Consider the following 18904-nt stretch of genomic DNA (forward strand, 5'->3'; position numbering starts at 1 on the left):
GCCGGCCGGCCGCCTCCTCGGCGAGGGCCGCCAGCGCGTCGTGGACGGAGCCGAGCAGGGCCGTGGGGGGGGGGGGGGGGGGGGGAGGACAGAACCCCCCCCCCCCCCCCCCCCCCCCCCCCCCTTCTCCCCCCCCCCCCCCCCCCCCCCCCCCCCCCCCCGGGATCCCACCCGACGTACAAGGAGGTGACAGCGTGCTCCACCCACAACTCCGGGACGACGCAGCACGGATGCGCATGCTGCTCTACGGCCAACTCGTGTCGAGGGCGGTCTGCACGGCGGTCGAGCTCGGCCTGCCGGAGGCCCTGGCAGCCGGCCGCCGCTCCGCCGAGGACCTCGCCGGAGAGGTGGCGGCCGATCCATTCGCCCTGCGCAGGCTGCTGCGCGCCCTCGTCCCGTTCGACGTCTTCACCGAAGAGGCCGACGGGACCTTCGCCCTGACCGGGCTCGGCACCACCCTGCTGCCGGACACCCCCGGTACGGCACGCCCCACCGCCCTGCTGCTCGGCGGTGAGGTCGGCCGGACCTGGGCCGAGTTCGGGCACACCGTCCGTACCGGCGACTCGGCGTTCCAGCTGATCCACGACCACGCGCTCTTCGAGCACCTGGAGCGGCGGCCGGAGCGGCGGGAGGTCTTCGACCGGTCGCAGGAGGCCGGGCTGCGTCTGGAACTCGACGAGATCTTCGAGGCGGTGACCTTCGACCGGTACCCGCGGATCGTGGACGTCGGCGGCGGCAACGGCCATCTGATGTGCGAACTGCTGCTCCGCACCCCGGGCAGCACCGGCGTCGTCGTGGACCTGCCCGGCACCGTCGTGCTCGCCGAGAAGCGGATCGTCGAGGGCAACCTCATCGACCGCTGCACCGCCACCGCGGGGGACTTCTTCAGCGACGTGACTCCGGGGGCGGACCTCTACATTCTCAGCCATATCCTGCACGACTGGGGCGACGACAGCGCGGTCTCGATCCTCCGTACCTGCGCGGCCGCGATGCCTCCGCACGGGCGGCTCATGGTGATCGACCTGCTCACCGACGCCGACTCGCCCGAAGGCGGACGACACCGGCTCCCCGCCCTGATGGACCTCTACATGCTCTCCCTCTTCGGCGCGTCCGGCGGCCGGGAGCGCACCGGGGGAGACTTCACCGCGCTGCTGGCAGCCGCCGGACTGGAACACGAGGAGACACTCGTGCTGCCCAGCGGAATGGGCGTCATCACGACCCGTCCGCTCGCCGCCTGAGCCACCTGGGGCCTGTCGTGTCCGGAAGCGCCGGCTCCGCCGGCCCACGGGAAGGGTGATCACCGTGACCCGCCGTTCCGGTGCCGCCGACGCCCGGGCCCGCACCGCCCGGGCGTGGGTCCGGCGTGCCGCGATCCGCCGCCCACCGGGTCCGAAAAACGCTCCCGGGCGGCCGCCGGCCGCTCGGATGGGCTTATCACCCACTCGTCGCTGGATAGGCACTCCGACATGAGCCAAGACGCCACTCACTCCCCGCCCGAGCGCGCCGGAAAACGCGAATGGACAGCCCTCGGTGTCCTCGCCCTGCCGGCGCTGCTCATCACCCTCGACAACACGGTGCTGCACCTGGCGGTTCCGCATCTCAGCGCGAGCATCGACCCCAGCGGTCTGCAACTGCTCTGGATCGTCGACATCTACAGCTTCCTCATCGCCGGTCTGCTCATCATCGCGGGCACCCTCGGTGACCGGGTGGGCCGTCGCCGGCTGCTGCTGATCGGGGCGGCGGGCTTCGGACTGGCCTCGCTGCTCACGGCGTTCTCCAGCAGTGCCGAGATGCTGATCGTCAGCCGCGCGCTGCTCGGTGTCGCCGGCGCGACCCTGATGCCGTCCTCCATGTCGCTGATCCGCAACATGTTCGCCGACCCGCGGCAGCGGTCCGTCGCCTTCAGCGTCTGGATCGCCTGCTTCCTGGTGGGCGGTGCGATCGGCCCCATGGTCGGCGGGCTGATGCTGGAACACTTCTGGTGGGGCTCGGTCTTCCTGCTGAGCGTGCCCGCGATGGTGCTGCTGCTGATCGTGGGGCCGGTGCTGCTGCCCGAGTACCGCGACCCGAACCCGGGCAAGATCGATCCCGCGAGCGTGCTGCTGCTGGTGGTCTCCCTGCTGGCGACGGTCTACGGGCTCAAGGTGCTCGCCGGTGAAGGGGTCGAAGCGCTGCCGGTGGTGCTGCTCGTGGCCGGACTCGGGCTGGCGGTGGTCTTCGCGCTGCGGCAGGGACGCCTCAGCCATCCGCTGCTGGAACCGGCGCTGTTCCGCGAGCGCACCTTCGCCATCTCCCTCGGCGCGATGGCCCTCGCCCTGTTCGTGATGTCGGGATCGCAGTTCTTCATCGCGCAGTACTTGCAGATGGTGGTGGGACTGTCACCGCTGGAGACGGGGCTGTCCTCGCTGCCCGGCAGCATCGGCGGTGTGATGGGTGCCCTGATGGCGCCCGTGGCGCTGCGATGGATGCGGTCCGCGTACGTGATGACGGCGGGCCTCGCCATCGCCGTCGTCGGCTTCGCCGTGCTGACCCAGGTCGAGACGGAGAACGGGCTGATCCCGGTGATGATCGCGCTGGGGCTGCTCAACTTCGGTGTGGCGCCGACGATCGCGCTCGGCACCGACATGATGATCGCGTCCGCCCCGCCGTCGAAGGCCGGCGCGGTCTCCGCGATCTCCGAGACCTGTCATGAACTCGGTCTGGGCATGGGCATCGCGATCCTCGGCAGCGTCGGGACCGCCGTGTACCGCACCGAGGTCTCCGACACCCTGCCCGCGGGGCTGCCCGCCGACACGGCCTCACGCGTCCGGGACACGATCGGCTCGGCCGTGTACGAGGCCGGACGGCTGCCCGGCGAGCTGGGCACGACGGTCCTCGACGCCGCCCGAGTGGCGTTCACCGACGGCCTGTTGTACGTCAGCGTGATCTGTACGGTGGTCACGCTGCTGACCGTGTTCACGGTCGCGATTCTGCTGGGTCCGCTCCCGCAGCCCGACAGCGTGGGCGATGTGGGCGCCGACGGCGGGGACGGCACCGCCGGGGCCGCCGGTTCGCACGCGTCCCTGGAGAAGACCGCGTCCCTGGAGAAGCACGGCGATCCGCGAAGGTCCGAGTACCAGCGTCAGACGACGGCGCCGGAGGACCGCGGCCACTGACCGCCCTCCGCCCGCGTCGGGTCGTCCCGGTCCCGGCGCGGCCGCTCAATCGGTTTGCCGCCGGCCCGCCCGTCGGATAGGAAGCTCGCATGCTGGGGCGGAAAAGTCGGGCTCAGGGCCCGGTACGCGGAAGACATCCCGATCCTGCGGGCCGAGCTGTACGACGACGTGGCCGGATCCGCGCGCGCCGAGAGCAGGCCGTGGCGGCCGGTCACGCCGGGCGCCGAGGACTCCCGTCTCGTGGTGGACGACAAGGACGAGGGGCACGTCCCGTTCTCCGTGGTCGAGTTGGCCGGCGGCTCACTGATCGGCACCGCGACGCTCTGGGGCATCGACAACCACCACCGGTCCGCGCACATCGGGCTGGGGCTGCTGCCCGCCGCCCGCGGCCGGGGCCACGGCACCGATGTGGTCGCGGTGCTGTGCCACTACGGGTTCGTCGTGCGCGGACTGCACCGGCTCCAGATCGAGACGCTGTCGGACAACACCGCGATGCTGCGTTCCGCCGAACGCAACGGTTTCGTCCGCGAAGGTGTGCTGCGCTCATCGGCCTGGGTGATGGGCCGGTTCCTCGACGACGTCGTGCTCGGTCTCCTCGCCGAGGAGTGGCGGCCTGACCCGGCGTAGATCCGGCCGCCCGCCGCACCGACGGCCGTGGTCCCGGGACTTCTCCAACGTCCGCCTCCCCAGCTCCACTTGGCCGTCGGCGGTGGTTCCCCCGGGGCGGGGGCTGACCCCCATATTCCGCTTAAATAGGGAGATCCAAGAATCGTTTTAAAACCAACTTTATGGCATAGGCTTCCGATCGGCTGATGCCGGATCAGTTCGGCGGACGGCCAGGATCCAACTGTGTTCCAGTACATGCGAGGAGTCGCGTACATGTCTGAATTGAACCGCCGTGGGTTACTTACACGTGCCGCACTTGCCGGGGCCGGTCTGGTCGCGGCGGATACCCTAGTAGGTGCTCGGCCCGCGACCGCGGCGGGGAGGGGGAAGGCGAGCGGAGCGTGCACTCCGGCGTTCGACTCCGTCACCATTAAGCCCGGGGACTCCCGCTACGAGAGTTTCGTGCGCGCGCACAACACCCGGTTCACCAACCGGCCCGACCAGGTGACCATCGCGACCACCCCGGCCCACGTCGCCGAGGCGCTCGGCAAGGCCGTCGCGGCCGGCCGGCAGGTCACCGTCCGCTCCGGCGGCCACTGCCTGGAGAACTTCACCACGTGGTCCGGGGTCAAGGACCTCATCGACCTCTCGCAGATGTCGGACGTCTACTTCGACGACCGGCGGAAGGCCTTCGCCATAGGCCCGGGCGCGATCGTCGCCCCCACGCAGAACACGCTCTTCAAGGGCTGGGGCGTCACCATCCCCTCCGCGGGCTGCTCGGAGGTGGGCCTCGGCGGGCACATACTCGGCGGCGGCTACAACTTCTACTCCCGTATGCACGGCATCGCCGTCGACCACCTCTACGCAGTCGAGGTGGTCGTCGTGGGCGCCGACGGGCAGCCGCGCATCGTCGTGGCGACGCGCGAGGCCAACGACCCCAACCGGGACCTGTGGTGGGCCCACACCGGCGGTGGCGGCGGCAACTTCGGCGTGGTCACCAAGTACTGGATGCGTACGCCGGGAGTGGACACCGCCGATCCGTCCAAGCTCCTTCCCCGTGGCTCCGACCAGCGGGTCCGCACGGTGCAGTGGTCGTGGGACACGCTGTCGCAGCAGTCGTTCACCACGCTCATCCGCAACTACTGCCAGTGGTACGAGCGCAACAGCGCCCCCGGGGCCAAGGAGGTCCAGGTATGGGCGTCCTTCTCCGCCTCGCACGTGTCGGCCGGTGTGATCGGTCTGATGGCCGGTGTCTCCAAGTCGGTCGAGGGCGGCGAGGCCCTGCTCGACTCGATGTTCGACGCCGTCACCGCCGGTGCCGGGGTCACGGCCGCGTCGGACTCCAGGTCCGAGCTGGCGTGGATCGACCGGGACAACTGGTTCTGGGGTCCTCCCGGCCGCCAGAAGGACAAGACCTCGGATCTGCGGAAGAGTTACACCGATGAGCAGATAGCGACGATCTACCGCTATCTCCACGACGACTCCATCAGCAATCCCGGTGCCCAGGTGAACCTGGCCGCCCTGGGCGGCAAGATCAACAGTGTCCGCTCGGACGCGACCGCCTATGTGCACCGCGACTCCATCCTGCGCACCTACTTCACCCCCGGTGTGTGGCGGGCGGAGGCGGACGACGCCGCGCACGTGGCCTGGGTCCGCAAGTGCTACCGGGACGTCTACAAGCGGACCGGCGGTGTTCCGGTGCCCGACGCGATCAACGCGGGCGCCTACATCAACTACCCGGACGTCGACCTGGCCGACCCGGAGTGGAACACCTCCAGCACACCGTGGCACGGGCTGTACTACGGCTCGAACTACCCGCGGCTCCAGCAGATCAAGCGGACCTACGATCCGCGCCATGTGTTCCGCCACCCGCTGTCCATCCGTCCCACCTGATCCGGCGTCGACACCGGGCACCCACCGGCCGGTCCTCCGACCGGCCGGTGGGTGCGCCGTGGGCGTCCCCACCGGGAGCCCGCTGCCGTGGGACGGATCAGGAGGACACGGACGGCGCTCGCGCCCCGCGCGACGTCGGAAACGGGCCAGCCTGGCTCGGGCCCGAACTCGGGAAAGCCGCTGAAGCCGGTCATTACCCACCGCTGACCTGTGCTTTTCGGCCGGACCGGCTCGACCGGGGCTGATTCGGACCGCCTTGACACCCCACACCGGTCATGAGTTTGTTTACGCGTCATAGCAAGATTTCGTCCGTCCCGGAGGAAGCTCCCGGCCTCGTTCCCGTGGCCCGTCGAGCCACCGGGGTCAAGGTGTCGCAGACACGACAGGGAGATTGAGATGGCTGCCGAGATGTCCGGCGTTGGCGATGTCGCGAGTTTCTACGAAGGTCTCGGTCAGGTTCTCAACGCCGCCTGGGGTGAGAACCTGCACTACGGCTACTGGGAGGACGACAGCGACGACAGCTCGGTCGAGGCCGCCACGGCCCGGCTGAACGACCTGCTGGTCACCCTGCTCGACCCCGCGCCCGGCGCCGCGGTCCTCGACATCGGCTGCGGTGTGGGCAAGCCCGCGCTCCAGCTCGTCGCCGCCAGGGACGTGCACGTCACGGGCATCGCCATCAGCGACGTCGAGGTGGAGCAGGCCGCCGAACGCGCCAAGGCGGCGGGGCGGTCGGACGCGACCACCTTCCGGAACGCCGATGTGATGGAACTGCCCTTCGCCGACGGCTCGTTCGACGCCGCGTGGGCGGTCGAGTCGCTGCTCCACGTGCCGGACCGGGGCCGGGCCCTCGCCGAGACGGCCAGGGTGCTGCGCCCCGGCGGACGGCTGGTGATCGCGGACACCGCCGAGATTCCGCCGGTCGGTCCCGAAGGCCGCAAGGTCCTGAGCGACATCTGCGCCTCGTACGGCGTGAGTTCGTTCGCCACCGCCGCCGAGTACCTCGAACTGCTGGCCGCCCACGGGTTCGTCGACGTCGAGGTGCGTGACATAAGCGACAAGGTGGTCCGGACAGGGTCGATCATGGCCGATGTCGTCGAGGCCCGGCGCGACGAACTGGCCAGGATCGACGGACCGGAGCCGGTCGACCAGTACATCGACCTCATGCGCCGCGCGGCGGCCACCCCGGACATCGGGTACCTCGTCATCGCCGCGGCGCGCCCCGCGTCCGGCTCCTGACCCCGGCCCGTCGTCCGCGCGGCTGCCCGGCACCCTTCCGCGACGAGGGGCGCCGGGCAGCCGTGGCTTCGCCGTCAGTCGGCGGTGCGGCCACCGGCCTCCTGGAGCTCCGCAGCCCCGCCGGCCTTGCCGGAAGGCCCGGACCTCCCGGCCTCACCTGAGCCGTGCGACCCGTGCTCCCCGTGGGAGCCGTCGGTCCCGGCGAGCGCGGGCACCGCGCGCAGACCCAGCGTCAGGACCGCGGTCAGTACCGTCAGGACCCCGCACACCACGCTCACCAGCACCAGCCCATGGGTGAACGACTCGCGAGCCACCTCCAGCGCGACCGCGGCCGGCCCCTCGGGGAGACGGGAGATCGCGTCGACGGCGTTGCCGATGCTGTCCTCGACATCGGCGACGGTCCCCCCGGGCAGCCCCGGGGGCAGTTCGCCGGAGACCTGATCGCGGTACACCACGGCACCGAGGCTGCCGAGTACCGCGATGCCCAGCCCCAGCCCCAGTTCGTGCGAGGTGTCCGAGATGGCGGAGACCGCTCCGGCCTTCTCCGGCGGCGCGGAGTTCATCATCATGTCGGTGCCGAGCACGACGGTGGGACTGACCCCGATGTTCAGCAGTGCCAGCGCGACCATCACCGTGGCCGGCCCGCTCTCGGGTCCGGCCTGTGCCAGCACCACGAAACCGGCCGCGGCGATCGCGAGGCCCCCGGTCATCACGTACGCCGCACGCGCCCACCGCAGGGCCACCGGCGCGAGCAACGACCCCGCGACACCACCGAGACTGCCCGGCAGCGACGCCAGCCCGGCCTCCAGCGGTGACAGTCCCACCACCATCTGCAAGTACTGCGCGATGAAGAACTGCGATCCCGACATCACGAAGAGGGCGAGCGCCATGCCGCCCAGCGACGCGGAGAAGGTGCGCTCGCGGAACAGGGCCATGTCGATCAGCGGGTGGGTGAGCCGGCGCTGGCGCGCGACGAACCAGAAGCCCAGGGCGAGACCCGCGAGGAGGATCAGCGCGGGGAGCACGGAGACGCCCTCGACGGCGAGCTTCTTGAGTCCGTAGACACTGGCGAGCAGGGAGAGCACCAGCAGGCCCATGCTCGCGAAGTCGATGCTGCCCGGCCGGGGGTCGCGGTACTCGGGGAGCAGCACGGGACCGAGGACCAGCAGGAGCACCATGGCCGGCACGCTCAGCAGGAAGACCGAGCCCCACCAGAAGTGTTCCAGCATCACGCCGCCGACGAGCGGGCCGATGGCACCGCCCACCAGGAAGCACGTTATCCAGACGCTGAGGGCCACCGTCCGCTGCCGGGCGTCGAGGAACAGATTGCGGATCAGCGACATCGAGGAGGGCGTCAGGGTCGCCCCGGCGATACCGAGGAGCGCACGGCTGACGATCAGCATCTCGGCGCTGCTGGAGAACGCCGTCAGCAGCGAGGCGACACCGAACCCCACCGCGCCGATCAACAGCAGCCGGCGGCGCCCGATCCGGTCGCCCAGCGTGCCGGCGATTATCAGCAGGCTGGCTATCAGGAAGCTGTAGATGTCGACGGCCCACAGCAGTTGCAGACCGCTCGGGTTCAGGCTCGCGTTCAGGTGCGGTACGGCGAGGTGCAGCACCGTGTTGTCGAGGGTGATGAGCATGGCCGGCAGCGAGAGGACGCCGAGGGCCGTCCACTCACGTCTTCCGGCACGCACGGGGGTGACGGCGGTCGTTCCTTTTCCAGTCATGGAGGAGAGCCCAGTCGGTGGGAGTGAACGCGCCTCCCGGCCGGGCGGGCCGTCGCCGGGGGCCGGCGATTCCCGGCCCGCGGGCGGCGCCCATGGACCGATGGCCCGCTGACGGGACGGGGCGCCGAACCACTGCCGTCCGTCCGCGCCCCGTCCCGTCAGCGGTGCCCGTCACCGATAACCGGTGGCATCCGCCGGCTTGCCCGTCTCCTCGACCTCGACCAGATAGCGCCAGCAGTCGGGGCGCGAGCCGTCGAGATCGGTGAAGCCGTACTCCTGCGCGAGCTGCCCGCTGGACACCGACTGGCCGTTCCAGCGCGCGACGTCCGTGTCACCCGCCAGCGCCGCGACGGCGCGCCCGACGTAGGCCGGGCTCTCCGAGATGCAGAAGTGCGGCACCTCGGCCAGCGCGTCACGCCAGGTGTCCTCGGTGACGCCGAGCGTCTCGAGCATCATCTCCGAACGCATCCAGCCGGGGCTGAGGGCCACCGCCGTCCCGCCGTGCGACTTCAACTCGTGCGCGAGCACGAACGCCATGCGCAGCACGCTGTTCTTGACCAGGTCGTAGAAGTACGAGTTGCGGTAGCGCGTTCCGTTGTACTCGGTCGTGCCGTCGGTCATCTCGATCACGAGCCCGCCCGGCCTGCGCACGAGCAGCGGCAGCAGGAAGTGGCTGGTGATCGCGTGGGTCGCCACGCCGAGCCGCATCAGCCGCAGCCCGTTGTCGAGGTCGTGCTCCCAGACCGGTTTGTCGAACTCGAACAGCCGCTCCCCGCCCCAGACATCGTTGACCAGCACGTCGAGCCGTCCCTGCTCGGCGTCGATACGGTCGGCCAGCACCCGGACCTGCTCGGGCTCCAAGTGGTCGGTCGGTACCGCGATGCCCTTCCCGCCCGCCGAGGTGACGAGCTCCGCGGTGTCCTCGATCGTCTCGGACCGGTTGTACTCGGAGCGCCGTTCCCGTGTCGTACGGCCGGTGACGTAGACCGTCGCACCCGCCGCGCCGAGCTGGACGGCGATGGCGCGCCCGGCTCCCCGCGTGGCGCCCGCGACCAGCGCGATCTTTCCGCTCAGGTCGGGCGCCGATGTGTCGGGCATGAGTCTCATTGCGTTCCCTATCTATCTGCACGGCCTGGTTCACGTCAGTCATCGACGCAAACCGGTGACTCCATGATCGCCCCGAAACCGGACACCTTGTGTCGTGCTTTTCATCGTTCTGCGCGCGGGCGCCGGGACGCGTGGGCTCCGGGGGACGTCACGGTCGGGGACGGAGCTGTGAGTCGGCGGGAGGCCGTCCCCCGGAGACGCTGGTGAGCAGGCCGGCGCAGAGGTCACGGAGCTTCTGGTTGCGGTGCTGGGAGGCGCTGCGCAGGATCTGGAAGGCCTCGTCCGGAGTGCAGCGCTGCTGGGCCATGATGACGCCGATCGCCTGGTCGATGACGGCACGGGACTTGACGGCTCGCTGGAGGTCGTCCGCGAAGTCCTGGGTGTCGGCGATGCGTTGGGCGATGGCGATGGCTCCGGTGGCCTGGGAGGCGAGCGCGCGCAGGGCCGTCAGGTCGGCGTCGTCGAAACCGTTCGGAACGGGGGAGTACAGGTTCAGGGCCCCGGCGGTGTGGGAATGGGCGGCGATCGGCAGGGACAGGGACGAGCGGCTCCCGTGGGAGACGGCGTAGGCCGGGTACGGTCCCCAGCGCGTCTCGTCGAGCATGTCGCTCACGGAGACCTCCTCGCCGGTCCGCAGGGCCTGGAGGCAGGGTCCGTCGTCCTGCCCGTACTGGGCCTCGTCCAGGGCGGGGGCGCTGGTACCGGCGCTGGCGACCGTCAGGGGCCGGTGGCGGCGCTCCAGGGTGATGCCGCACCCGTTCGCCTCCGACGCGTACGAGGTGGCCTTGTCGGCCAGGCCCTGGAGGAAACCGTCGAGCGTCTCCGTGTCCAGCAGCAGCGCGGACATGTCGGGTGCCATCGTCGCGTCGTTCACCATGGGAGATTTCCGTTCCGGGCCCCTCGGACCCACTTGCCGGCATCGATGTGCCACCGGGGACCACGGATCCCGACCGAAGCGATACCACCAGCGCGTGCACGGCCGCCACGCACCGGGCGGTGCGAGAGGCACGGCCGTCCTCTTCCCAGTCTGCCGCCTACCCGCCGCGCGGCACGTGTCACGGTGCCGGGCCGCCCTGTCCGGTTTCCCGGTGCGGGGTGCGGGGTGCGGGGTGCGGGGTGCGGGGTGTGCGGCGCGCGTCGGGCACGCGCTCGAAATGTGTCCCAGGTCACAGTGTCGGCTGGAGTCCGGTTTCCTGACGGGGGCACACTCGGCTTCGAGGTCAGGAAGCGGCCGTGCCATACAGCCCTGCTTCCACACGGAGTGAGTGTGTTCTTCCTCAGCCACCGCCTCGACCAGACCCAACCGGTCACCCAGGTGCCGACCGCCGTGAACGCCGGCGACGCATCGCCGGTCGGGCCGGAACTGCGGCGTCCGCCGCCCCGCTCCGGTCCACGCACGGTGATCGCGGACATCCCCACACCCCCGGCCGCCTCCCGGCCGCCACGCCGGCGAAGGGAGCGTGCCTCTTCCCGCTGATCGACCGGCTGACCCGGCGGCCGCCCCGGACGTACTCCGCGGCATGCCACCGCCCCCACCTTCCGGAGGTGCGTTGATGTCCCGCCCCACCCGATCCGCCCCCCACACCGATACCCCGCCCGACGCGGGGACCACGCGGTGCTCCGAGCCGGCAGGCCCGCCCGACGGGCTGCCGTGGATCGAGGACCCCACCGGTGTCGCCCCCGCCGACGCCCGGGAACTGACCCCGTTGTTCTTCGCCCGGCTCCGGAGCGCCGAGGAGGGCACCCACGAGTACCAGTACGTGCGGAACACCCTCATCGAGATGAACCTGACGCTGGTTCACCACGTCGCGGGCCGATACCGCAACCGCGGCAACGGCGAGTTGGAGGACCTCGTCCAGGTGGGGACCATCGGACTCATCAAGGCGATCGACGCGTTCGACCTCTCGCGGGGGACCCGCTTCTCCGCCTTCGCCCTGCCGCACATCTCGGGTCAGATCATGCGCTTCTTCCGGGACAGTACGTGGGCCGTCCACGTACCGCGAAGGCTCCAGGAACTCCGGGTCGATCTGATCAGGGCCAGAGGGGACCTGACCTCACGTCTGGGCCGTGAGCCCACAGCGGCCGAACTGGCCGAACGGCTGAATGTGGCCGAGGCCGACGTCCGCGACGGCCTGATGGCGGCGAACGCCTACGTCGCCGGACCGCTCGACGCCCCGCCATCGGGCAGGGACCGCGACGGAGAGGGCGGGGCCGGCCTCACCTACGCGGAGGTGCTCGGCCGTCGCGACCTGGCGCTGGAACTCGTCGAGGACCTCAATTCCCTGGCTCCCCTTCTCGCACAGCTCGACCCGCGCTCCCGGCGCATCCTCGAAATGCGCTTCGGCCAGGAGATGACGCAGAGCCAGATAGCGGGAGAGCTGGGGTTCTCCCAGATGCACATCTCCCGGCTGCTCGCACACATCCTGTCCACCCTCCGGGACGGCCTGCTCAAAGACCGCTGACGGCAGACGAGCCGCCCCGAATCCCGAGACCCGTACCCACGAAGAAGGAGATCCACCGTGCTCATGGCACACCCGGTCGTACTGCGCAGACTGCTGGACCAGTACGAGGCGCTGCGAGCGCTGAACGCCCAGAACGGTGGTCCCGAGGCCCGCCGGCGGATCGACGACATCACCTACACCCTCTGTGTCTCCACCGGCACCCGGGAGGTGCAGGGAGCGCTCGACGCCGCCCGTGGCCGGCTCGGTGTGCCTGACGGCGGCACAGAGGCCCCACAGCCCGGCTGAGATGTCAGGAATCCGCCACCGGGGGCCGGTCGTCACGACGGCGACGACGGCGACGACGGCGATGACGGCGCGTCAGCCCTGAGCTCCGGCTCTCCGCTGCGCGGCGCCCCTCCACCGTCCTCCGCCCCCTGCGGCGAGTGCCGATCTTGTCCGTGGAACAAGGCATAATGAACGGCCGGAGGTCAGGAAGCGGCCCCGCGAAGGTTCTTTTCTGTCTCAAGGAGAGTTCTGTGAGCCGCCGCTTCAGCCGCCGTCTCCACCCGCGCTTCCGCGCCCCTGTCGGCCTGTTCCGGGCCACGGTGCCGCACGGGACCCCTGTGCCCCTCCCGCGCGCTCTCACGACGGCGACGGCGCTGCCCGCGAGCACCCCGTCCGCCTTCCGTCCCCGCCACGGCTCATGGCGCCGCCGGTCCGCGGTGGGGTACGTCACCGGACCTGCCGTGACGACCGGCCGGGTCGCCGCACCGGCACCGCTCCCGCTCGTCGGCTGACTTTCCGCCGCGTGCCGGGCCGGGACTCCGGGCCCGGCACGCGCGGGTGACGACACGTATCCGCGGCGAGGGAAACGCCGCGCCGGCTCTGCCCCGTCCCGAGGGCGACGGGGCACCGCTCAGAACGAGATGAACATGACTGATACGCCTGCTTCCGAGGCGCTGGACGCGACCGCGCTCCTCCTGGAAACCGACTCACTGGACCAGTTCCTGCACGCGCTCGCGCGCAGCGCCCTCCGCCTCGCGGCGGAGGCGGACGGGTGCGGGATCACTCTGGAGCGCCAAGGACGGCCGGTCACGGTCTCCAGCGCGGGCGAGAGCGCCACCAAGCTGGACGAGGCGCAGTACGGGCAGGACGACGGGCCGTGCCTCCAGGCGATGCGGACCGGCCTGGAGGTCAGCGTGCCCGACACGCTCAGGGAGAGCCGGTGGGGCGACTACCCCTCGTACGCCGCCGCCTGTGGCGCCCGCTCCTCGCTCTCGCTGCCGATCGCACCGCACAGCCACACCGCGGGCGCGCTCAACCTCTACGCGCCCCGCCCCTACGCGTTCGACGGCATGGACCTGACGCCCTTGCGGCTGCTCGCGGCGGAGGCGACCGGCGCCATCGCGCTGGCGCAGCGCATCGCCGACAGCCAGGAGTTCGCCGCAGACCTGGAGGCCGCCCTGCGCTCGCGCACCGTCATCGACCAGGCCATCGGCGTGATCATGGGACAGCAGAGATGCACTCCGGAGAAAGCTTTCGACGTGCTGCGCACGGCGTCGCAGCACCGCAACGTCAAACTCCGTGAACTCTGTGCCGAGCTGATCACCAACATCGTCGGCGTCCACCCGGCCGGCCGCCCGATACAACCACGAGGCTGAGACCCGGCGATCCGCCGCGGGCACTGCCCGCGACGAATGCCGCGGTACGGGGCCGGTCGACCGGGTACCGGGGCGACCGGCGCCTGTGACGCGAGGGGCTGAGACCAGCGGTTCCCGCCGACACCACGCCCGAGCGTCCCGGAGCGGGGGGTGGGCCCGATCTACGGTGTGCCGGGTGAGGGGGGCCGGGAGGCCGGTGGCCCGTCGGGGATGCGTGGCGACCGATCCGAAGAACGTCCTGAAAGGCTCACATGACCGACTCACAGCCCCTGCCCGGACAGTACGAATCCTTCTGGATGGCGACCGCCGGTACCACCGGTCACCCGCCGCTGAACGAGGACATCACCGTTGACGTGGCGGTCGTCGGCGGCGGTGTCGCGGGGCTGAGCACGGCCTGGGAGCTGGCCGCCGCCGGCAGGACGGTCGCCGTGCTGGAGGCCGACCGGATCGCGGCGGGGGTCACCGGATACACCACCGCGAAGCTCTCGGCGCTGCACACCCTGGTCTACGACCGGCTGCGCCGGACGCGTGACCAGGACGCCGCGCGGCTGTACGCGCGCTCGCAGCAGGGCGCGGTGGAACGGGTGGCCGAAATCGTCGCCGCACTCGGTATCTCCTGCGACCTGGAACGGGCGCCCGCCTACACGTACGGCACCGGGCCCGCCTCCGTTCCCGGACTGCGGGCCGAGGCCGAGGCCGCCGCGGCGGCCGGGCTCGCGGCCTCGTACGTCGAACGCACCGACCTGCCGTACGAGGTGAGCGGCGCCGTACGGGTGGACGGGCAGGCGCAGTTCCACCCCCGCAAGTACCTGCTCGCCCTCGCCGCGGACCTCCGGGCCAAGGGTGGTCTGGTCTTCGAGCGCTCGCGTGCCACCGGCCTCAGCGAGGGGTCGCCCTGCCGGGTCACGGTCGAGTCCGGTCGCACCGTCACGGCGCGCGACGTGGTGGTCGCCACGCACTACCCCGTGTTAGACAGGGCTCTGACCTTCGCGCGGCTCTCCCCGCGCAGGGAACTGGTGGTCGCCGCTCCGATCGCCGCCGCGATCGCGCCGACCGGTATGTACATCACACAGGAAGACGGCAAGCGGTCCGTGCGCACCGCACCGCTCGACGCCGAGCGACGGCTGCTCATCGTCACCGGTGAGAGCTTCACTCCCGGCACGGGTGACCCCCGAGAGGGATTCCGGCGTCTGGACGCCTGGACGCGCGCCAGGTTCCCCGTCGGCGCCACCGCGTACCGCTGGGCCGCCCAGGACAACGACTCCACGGACACGGTGCCCCTCGTCGGTCCCTTCCACGCCGCCTCCCGCCACACGTACGTGGCCACCGGGTTCGGCGGCTGGGGCATGAGCGGCGGCGTCATGGCCGGCCGGCTTCTGACCGGCCTCATCCTGGGCGAGGAGCCGCCGTGGGCCGCCCTGTACGACCCGCGCAGGCTGGCGAGCACCCTGCGCGAAGCGCCCGCCCTGCTCAGGCATCAGGCCGATGTCGCCAAGCACTTCGTCGGCGACCGGCTGCGCACCACGCACGTCGACTCGGTCGCACAGGTCCCGCCGGGCACCGGAGCGGTGGTGCGTGTCAACGGACAGCGCTGCGCCGTCTACCGGGACGCGGACGGTGTGGCGCACGCCGTATCCGCGCGGTGTACGCATCTGGGGTGCCTGGTGGCCTTCAACGACGCCGAGACCGCGTGGGAGTGCCCGTGCCACGGCTCACGTTTCGGCGTCGACGGCTCGGTCCTCCAGGGGCCGGCCGTCCGCCCGCTGGAGGAACGGGACGTATCGGGCGGCTGACACCGAACGCCGCCGGACGAGGCAGCGGCAGGCGAGGGGTCCGGGCGGGAGGGGACATGGGCGAGAGGGGACATGGGGGCGACCGGGATCGGGCACAGGAGAGGAGCGGTCCCGCCGGGCCGTGAAGAACGGACTCCGGCGCGTCCGCCCCCTCCGGAGGGCGGCCGGGCCGTTTCGGGAAAGTGAGGCATTCGGTGGCACGCGCTGCGCTGTTCGACGTGGACGGAACCCTGGCCGACACGAACTACCTGCACGTCACCAGCTGGTGGCAGGCGTTCCGTGGCGCGGGCCACGAGGTGGCGATGTCCGACATCCACCGGGCGATCGGGCTCGCCTCGGGCGATCTCGTCGCCCACCTGCTCGGCGACGACCGGGACCAGGACCGGGACGGTGCGATCAGTGACGCGCACAGCACGCTGTACGGCACGTACTTCGGCCGGCTGGCGGCGTTCGACTCCGCCGCCGACCTCCTGCGGGTCCTGGCCGACCGGGGCTGGACCAATGTCCTCGCCTCGTCGGCGAGCGGACCGGAACTCGCCGCCCTGCGCCGTGCGATCGACGCGGACGACGTCATCGCGGGAACGGCCAGTGCGGACGACGTACGGCGGGGCAAGCCGGCGCCCGACCCCGTGCGCGCCGCGCTGGACCTCGCCGTGGTGCCCGCGCGGGACGCGGTCTTCGTCGGGGACTCCGTGTGGGACATGCGGGCGGCGTCGCGGGCGGGCGTACGGAGCGTCGCCGTCCTGTCCGGCGGCATTCCGCGCGACGCGCTCGAAGCGGCCGGGGCCGACGAGGTGTACGAGAACGTCGGCGACCTCCTGGCCCGGCTCGACGACAGCCTCTTCGCCCGTATGGAATGAACCGTGCGGACGGCTCGTCCCGCCCCTTCCCGGCGGCGCGCGGACTCACCCGGTCGGGCGGCATCGCCGCGGGACGCCCGCGGATGCGCTCCCGGTCCGGCGCGGCACCGGGGGGCCGGGCTCCGCGGACCGCATCCTTCGATCGGGGCGCGGAGCCGCGCCTGCGACTCGACTGCGCGGGGGACGACCAGCATGCGGGATCACCGGAGCGACGAAGGGGCTCCCCGGCGGGAGACCGGCTCCCACGACCGCGGGCGTGGCGAGGAGACCCCCGAGGAGCGCGCCGACCGGCGCTGGGGCGACCTGCTCCAGGAGCTGCGGGTCGCCCAGACAGGGGTCCAGATCCTCTTCGGATTCCTGCTCACCGTCGTCTTCCAGCAGCGCTTCACCGAACTCTCGGACACCGACCGGCACATCTACACCGTGACCGTGGTCCTGGGCGCCGCCACCGTCGGCGCCCTGGTGGGACCCGTCGCACTGCACCGCATGCTCACCGGACGGCGGCTCAAGCCCGAGACGGTCCTCCTGGCCTCCCGGCTCACCGTCCTCGGCCTGGGCCTTCTGCTGTGCACCATGGTGTCCTCGCTGCTCCTGGTGCTGCGACTGGCGGCCCGGGACACCTGGGCCGCCGTGCTCGTCGGTGTGGTGGCGGCCTGGTTCATGCTCTGCTGGTTCATGGTCCCGCTCTATGCCCGGTACCGCGGCAACCCGGTGGAGGACGACTGAACCGGCCGGCCGCCCGCCCCGGTCGGTGCCCTCCCATGGGTTGTTCGGGGGATGTCCCGACCGGTGACCGAGTGGTTGGCTGATGCGTCGCTCTGCCCCCACTTCTCACCGCGGAGTCCCCATGTCACCCCGTCGCGCCGCCCGTCTCGCGATCGTGTCCGTACTGTCCGCCACCGCCGCCCTGCTGACCGCTCCGATCAGCCACGCGCAGGAAGCCCGGCCCGCGCGGGCGCAGGCCGCGGACACCGTCGCGGTCTACCCACCGATCCAGGGCCCGTCTTCGTGGGACCGGTTCGGGCAGACCCCGCCCTCCTCCCACCACCGGGTCTTCTCCAACTGGGGCTACCTCAACGACTGGTCGGTGGACATCTACCAGAACCCCGGCGCCACGGTCGTCTCCCCGTTCGGCAGCAAGACCTCGGCGGGCAACCCGGTGACCGTGAAGGTGGTGACCGTCACCCCCGGCTGTGCCACCGGCAACCTCGCGGACGGGGGCTGGCGCATCGGGCTGGAGGCCAGCGACGGTGCGACGGGCGCCGTCGTGGGCCGTGCCGACGTCATGCACGTCGACCAGAAGCCCGACGCGATCGGCGTCGGCGCCACCGTCGGCCCGTGGACCCGGCTCGGCCAGACCGGCAGGTTCCGCTACTCCTCCTGCTACCAGGTGAACGGCGACACCGGTGCCCACATCCATCTGGAAGTGATCAACAGGACGAAGTACTCCTGCTTCATCGCCCGGCCGGCGGGCACCAACCTCTCCGACGAGACCGCCGTAGGCCGTGTGGGCACTCTCAACTCCGGTCCGCAGCAAGCCTGCTAGGTCCTGCCCGCGAACCGGCGTCGTCCGCCGGGGCGGCAGTGCATCCGGCTCCGCCGTTTCGCGGACGGGTCAGGCGGTTACCGCCAATCGGGCTCACTGAAACCGTTAACATGTCATCCAATGGATGACAGGCGTGCTGTCATCGACCTGAGACTCTCCGGGGAGGTGCCGGTGACAGCAGCCGACCAGCCGCCCACGACCCGTACCGACGCCCACAGCCCGGCGTCGTTCCTCGCCGCCGCGGCAGCCCTCGACGCCATGGACGACGCCCTGCGCGGAGCCCAGCACGAGACCCCCGACGCCGCCGCGCCCGGCCCCGAGCAGGCGCTGGCCTCGCTGATGCTGCTGCGGCAGGTGCGCGAGCGGCTCGCCGGCTGGGAGACCGGGCTGATCGAGACCGCCCGGGACGCGGGCGCCAGCTGGGCCGACCTCGCCGGCCCCCTCGGCGTCGCCAGCCGTCAGGCCGCCGAACGCCGCTACCTGCGCGGGCGACCCGGCGCCGTCGGCACCACCGGCGAGCAGCGCGTCACGGCCACCCGCCAGGCCAGGGCCGCCGAACGCGCCACCGCCGGCTGGGCCCGCGCCCACGCCGCCGACCTGCGACGCCTCGCCGGCCAGATCACCGCGCTCACCCGCCTCGCGCCCGAAGCGCGCTCGGCCCAGGCCGCTCTGCACGCCGCTCTCGGCGCCGCCGACGCCGCCGAGCTCATCGCGCCCCTGGCCGGTATGCGTCCCTACCTCGATGCCCGTCACACCGGCCTCGCCCGATCCCTGGAGGCCCTCGAAGACCGGCATATGACGACAGCGGCCGACGATGACTGACTCCCACCACGCGGAGTCACACCGCAAACGTGCGCCCCGGCCCACCCCGCACCA

16 protein-coding genes are annotated in these 18904 nt (G+C 71.5%); 13 read left to right on the top strand and 3 right to left on the bottom strand.

From position 1 onward, the window contains the following. Positions 1 to 194: 194 nt before the first annotated feature. From ACZ61E_RS27075 to ACZ61E_RS27095, 5 genes are all read left to right on the top strand, one after another. Positions 195 to 1238, top strand: coding sequence for a methyltransferase (locus tag ACZ61E_RS27075; RefSeq protein WP_469702487.1), 1044 nt, complete (start codon positions 195 to 197; stop codon positions 1236 to 1238). A gap of 228 nt (positions 1239 to 1466) precedes the next feature. Continuing rightward, complete coding sequence (locus ACZ61E_RS27080) at positions 1467 to 3155, top strand: MFS transporter (RefSeq protein ID WP_469702488.1); 1689 nt, start codon at positions 1467 to 1469, stop codon at positions 3153 to 3155. A gap of 54 nt (positions 3156 to 3209) precedes the next feature. Next, entirely contained in the window at positions 3210 to 3782 is a 573-nt protein-coding gene (locus tag ACZ61E_RS27085) for a GNAT family N-acetyltransferase (protein WP_469702489.1), read from the top strand. Positions 3783 to 4223: 441 nt separating this feature from the next. Next, positions 4224 to 5654 (top strand): FAD-binding oxidoreductase, encoded by a 1431-nt coding sequence (locus tag ACZ61E_RS27090; protein ID WP_469702490.1) that lies wholly within the window; start codon positions 4224 to 4226, stop codon positions 5652 to 5654. A 396-nt stretch (positions 5655 to 6050) separates the two neighbouring features. Beyond that, positions 6051 to 6890: a methyltransferase domain-containing protein gene (locus ACZ61E_RS27095; protein ID WP_469702491.1), complete on the top strand. Its 840-nt coding sequence runs from the start codon at positions 6051 to 6053 to the stop codon at positions 6888 to 6890. A 74-nt stretch (positions 6891 to 6964) separates the two neighbouring features. Here ACZ61E_RS27095 and ACZ61E_RS27100 read toward each other — a convergent pair whose 3' ends face one another. From ACZ61E_RS27100 to ACZ61E_RS27110, 3 genes are all read right to left on the bottom strand, one after another. Continuing rightward, a complete protein-coding gene (locus ACZ61E_RS27100) occupies positions 6965 to 8620 on the bottom strand; it encodes an MFS transporter (RefSeq protein WP_469702492.1) in 1656 nt (551 codons plus the stop codon). A 171-nt stretch (positions 8621 to 8791) separates the two neighbouring features. After that, on the bottom strand, positions 8792 to 9727 hold the full coding sequence (locus tag ACZ61E_RS27105; protein WP_469702493.1) for an SDR family oxidoreductase: 936 nt from the start codon (positions 9725 to 9727) through the stop codon (positions 8792 to 8794). A gap of 148 nt (positions 9728 to 9875) precedes the next feature. Then, positions 9876 to 10604 carry a GAF and ANTAR domain-containing protein gene (locus tag ACZ61E_RS27110; RefSeq protein WP_469702494.1) on the bottom strand — a complete coding sequence of 243 codons (729 nt, stop codon included), beginning with the start codon at positions 10602 to 10604 and terminating at the stop codon, positions 9876 to 9878. 676 nt (positions 10605 to 11280) lie between these two features. Here ACZ61E_RS27110 and ACZ61E_RS27115 point away from each other — a divergent pair. The 8 genes from ACZ61E_RS27115 to ACZ61E_RS27150 all read left to right on the top strand — a co-directional run bounded on the left by ACZ61E_RS27115 (position 11281) and on the right by ACZ61E_RS27150 (position 18850). After that, the gene (locus tag ACZ61E_RS27115; protein WP_469702495.1) at positions 11281 to 12189 is read left to right on the top strand and encodes a SigB/SigF/SigG family RNA polymerase sigma factor; all 909 of its coding nucleotides are present in this window, start codon (positions 11281 to 11283) and stop codon (positions 12187 to 12189) included. A 57-nt stretch (positions 12190 to 12246) separates the two neighbouring features. Continuing rightward, a complete protein-coding gene (locus ACZ61E_RS27120; protein WP_469702496.1) occupies positions 12247 to 12474 on the top strand; it encodes a DUF5133 domain-containing protein in 228 nt (75 codons plus the stop codon). Between the two features lie 620 nt (positions 12475 to 13094). Beyond that, complete coding sequence (locus tag ACZ61E_RS27125; RefSeq protein WP_469702497.1) at positions 13095 to 13829, top strand: GAF and ANTAR domain-containing protein; 735 nt, start codon at positions 13095 to 13097, stop codon at positions 13827 to 13829. A 251-nt stretch (positions 13830 to 14080) separates the two neighbouring features. Continuing rightward, positions 14081 to 15622, top strand: a complete 1542-nt coding sequence (locus tag ACZ61E_RS27130) for an FAD-dependent oxidoreductase (protein WP_469702498.1) — start codon at positions 14081 to 14083, stop codon at positions 15620 to 15622. 194 nt (positions 15623 to 15816) lie between these two features. Next, the gene (locus ACZ61E_RS27135; RefSeq protein ID WP_469702499.1) at positions 15817 to 16482 is read left to right on the top strand and encodes an HAD family hydrolase; all 666 of its coding nucleotides are present in this window, start codon (positions 15817 to 15819) and stop codon (positions 16480 to 16482) included. Between the two features lie 192 nt (positions 16483 to 16674). Beyond that, positions 16675 to 17208, top strand: coding sequence for a DUF6328 family protein (locus tag ACZ61E_RS27140; RefSeq protein ID WP_469702500.1), 534 nt, complete (start codon positions 16675 to 16677; stop codon positions 17206 to 17208). Positions 17209 to 17329: 121 nt separating this feature from the next. Then, positions 17330 to 18028, top strand: a complete 699-nt coding sequence (locus ACZ61E_RS27145) for a hypothetical protein (RefSeq protein WP_469702501.1) — start codon at positions 17330 to 17332, stop codon at positions 18026 to 18028. Positions 18029 to 18199: 171 nt separating this feature from the next. After that, entirely contained in the window at positions 18200 to 18850 is a 651-nt protein-coding gene (locus ACZ61E_RS27150) for a type III effector protein (RefSeq protein WP_469702529.1), read from the top strand. Positions 18851 to 18904: the final 54 nt, after the last annotated feature.

It is taken from the genome of Streptomyces sp. NPDC104581 (genome assembly GCF_055583685.1).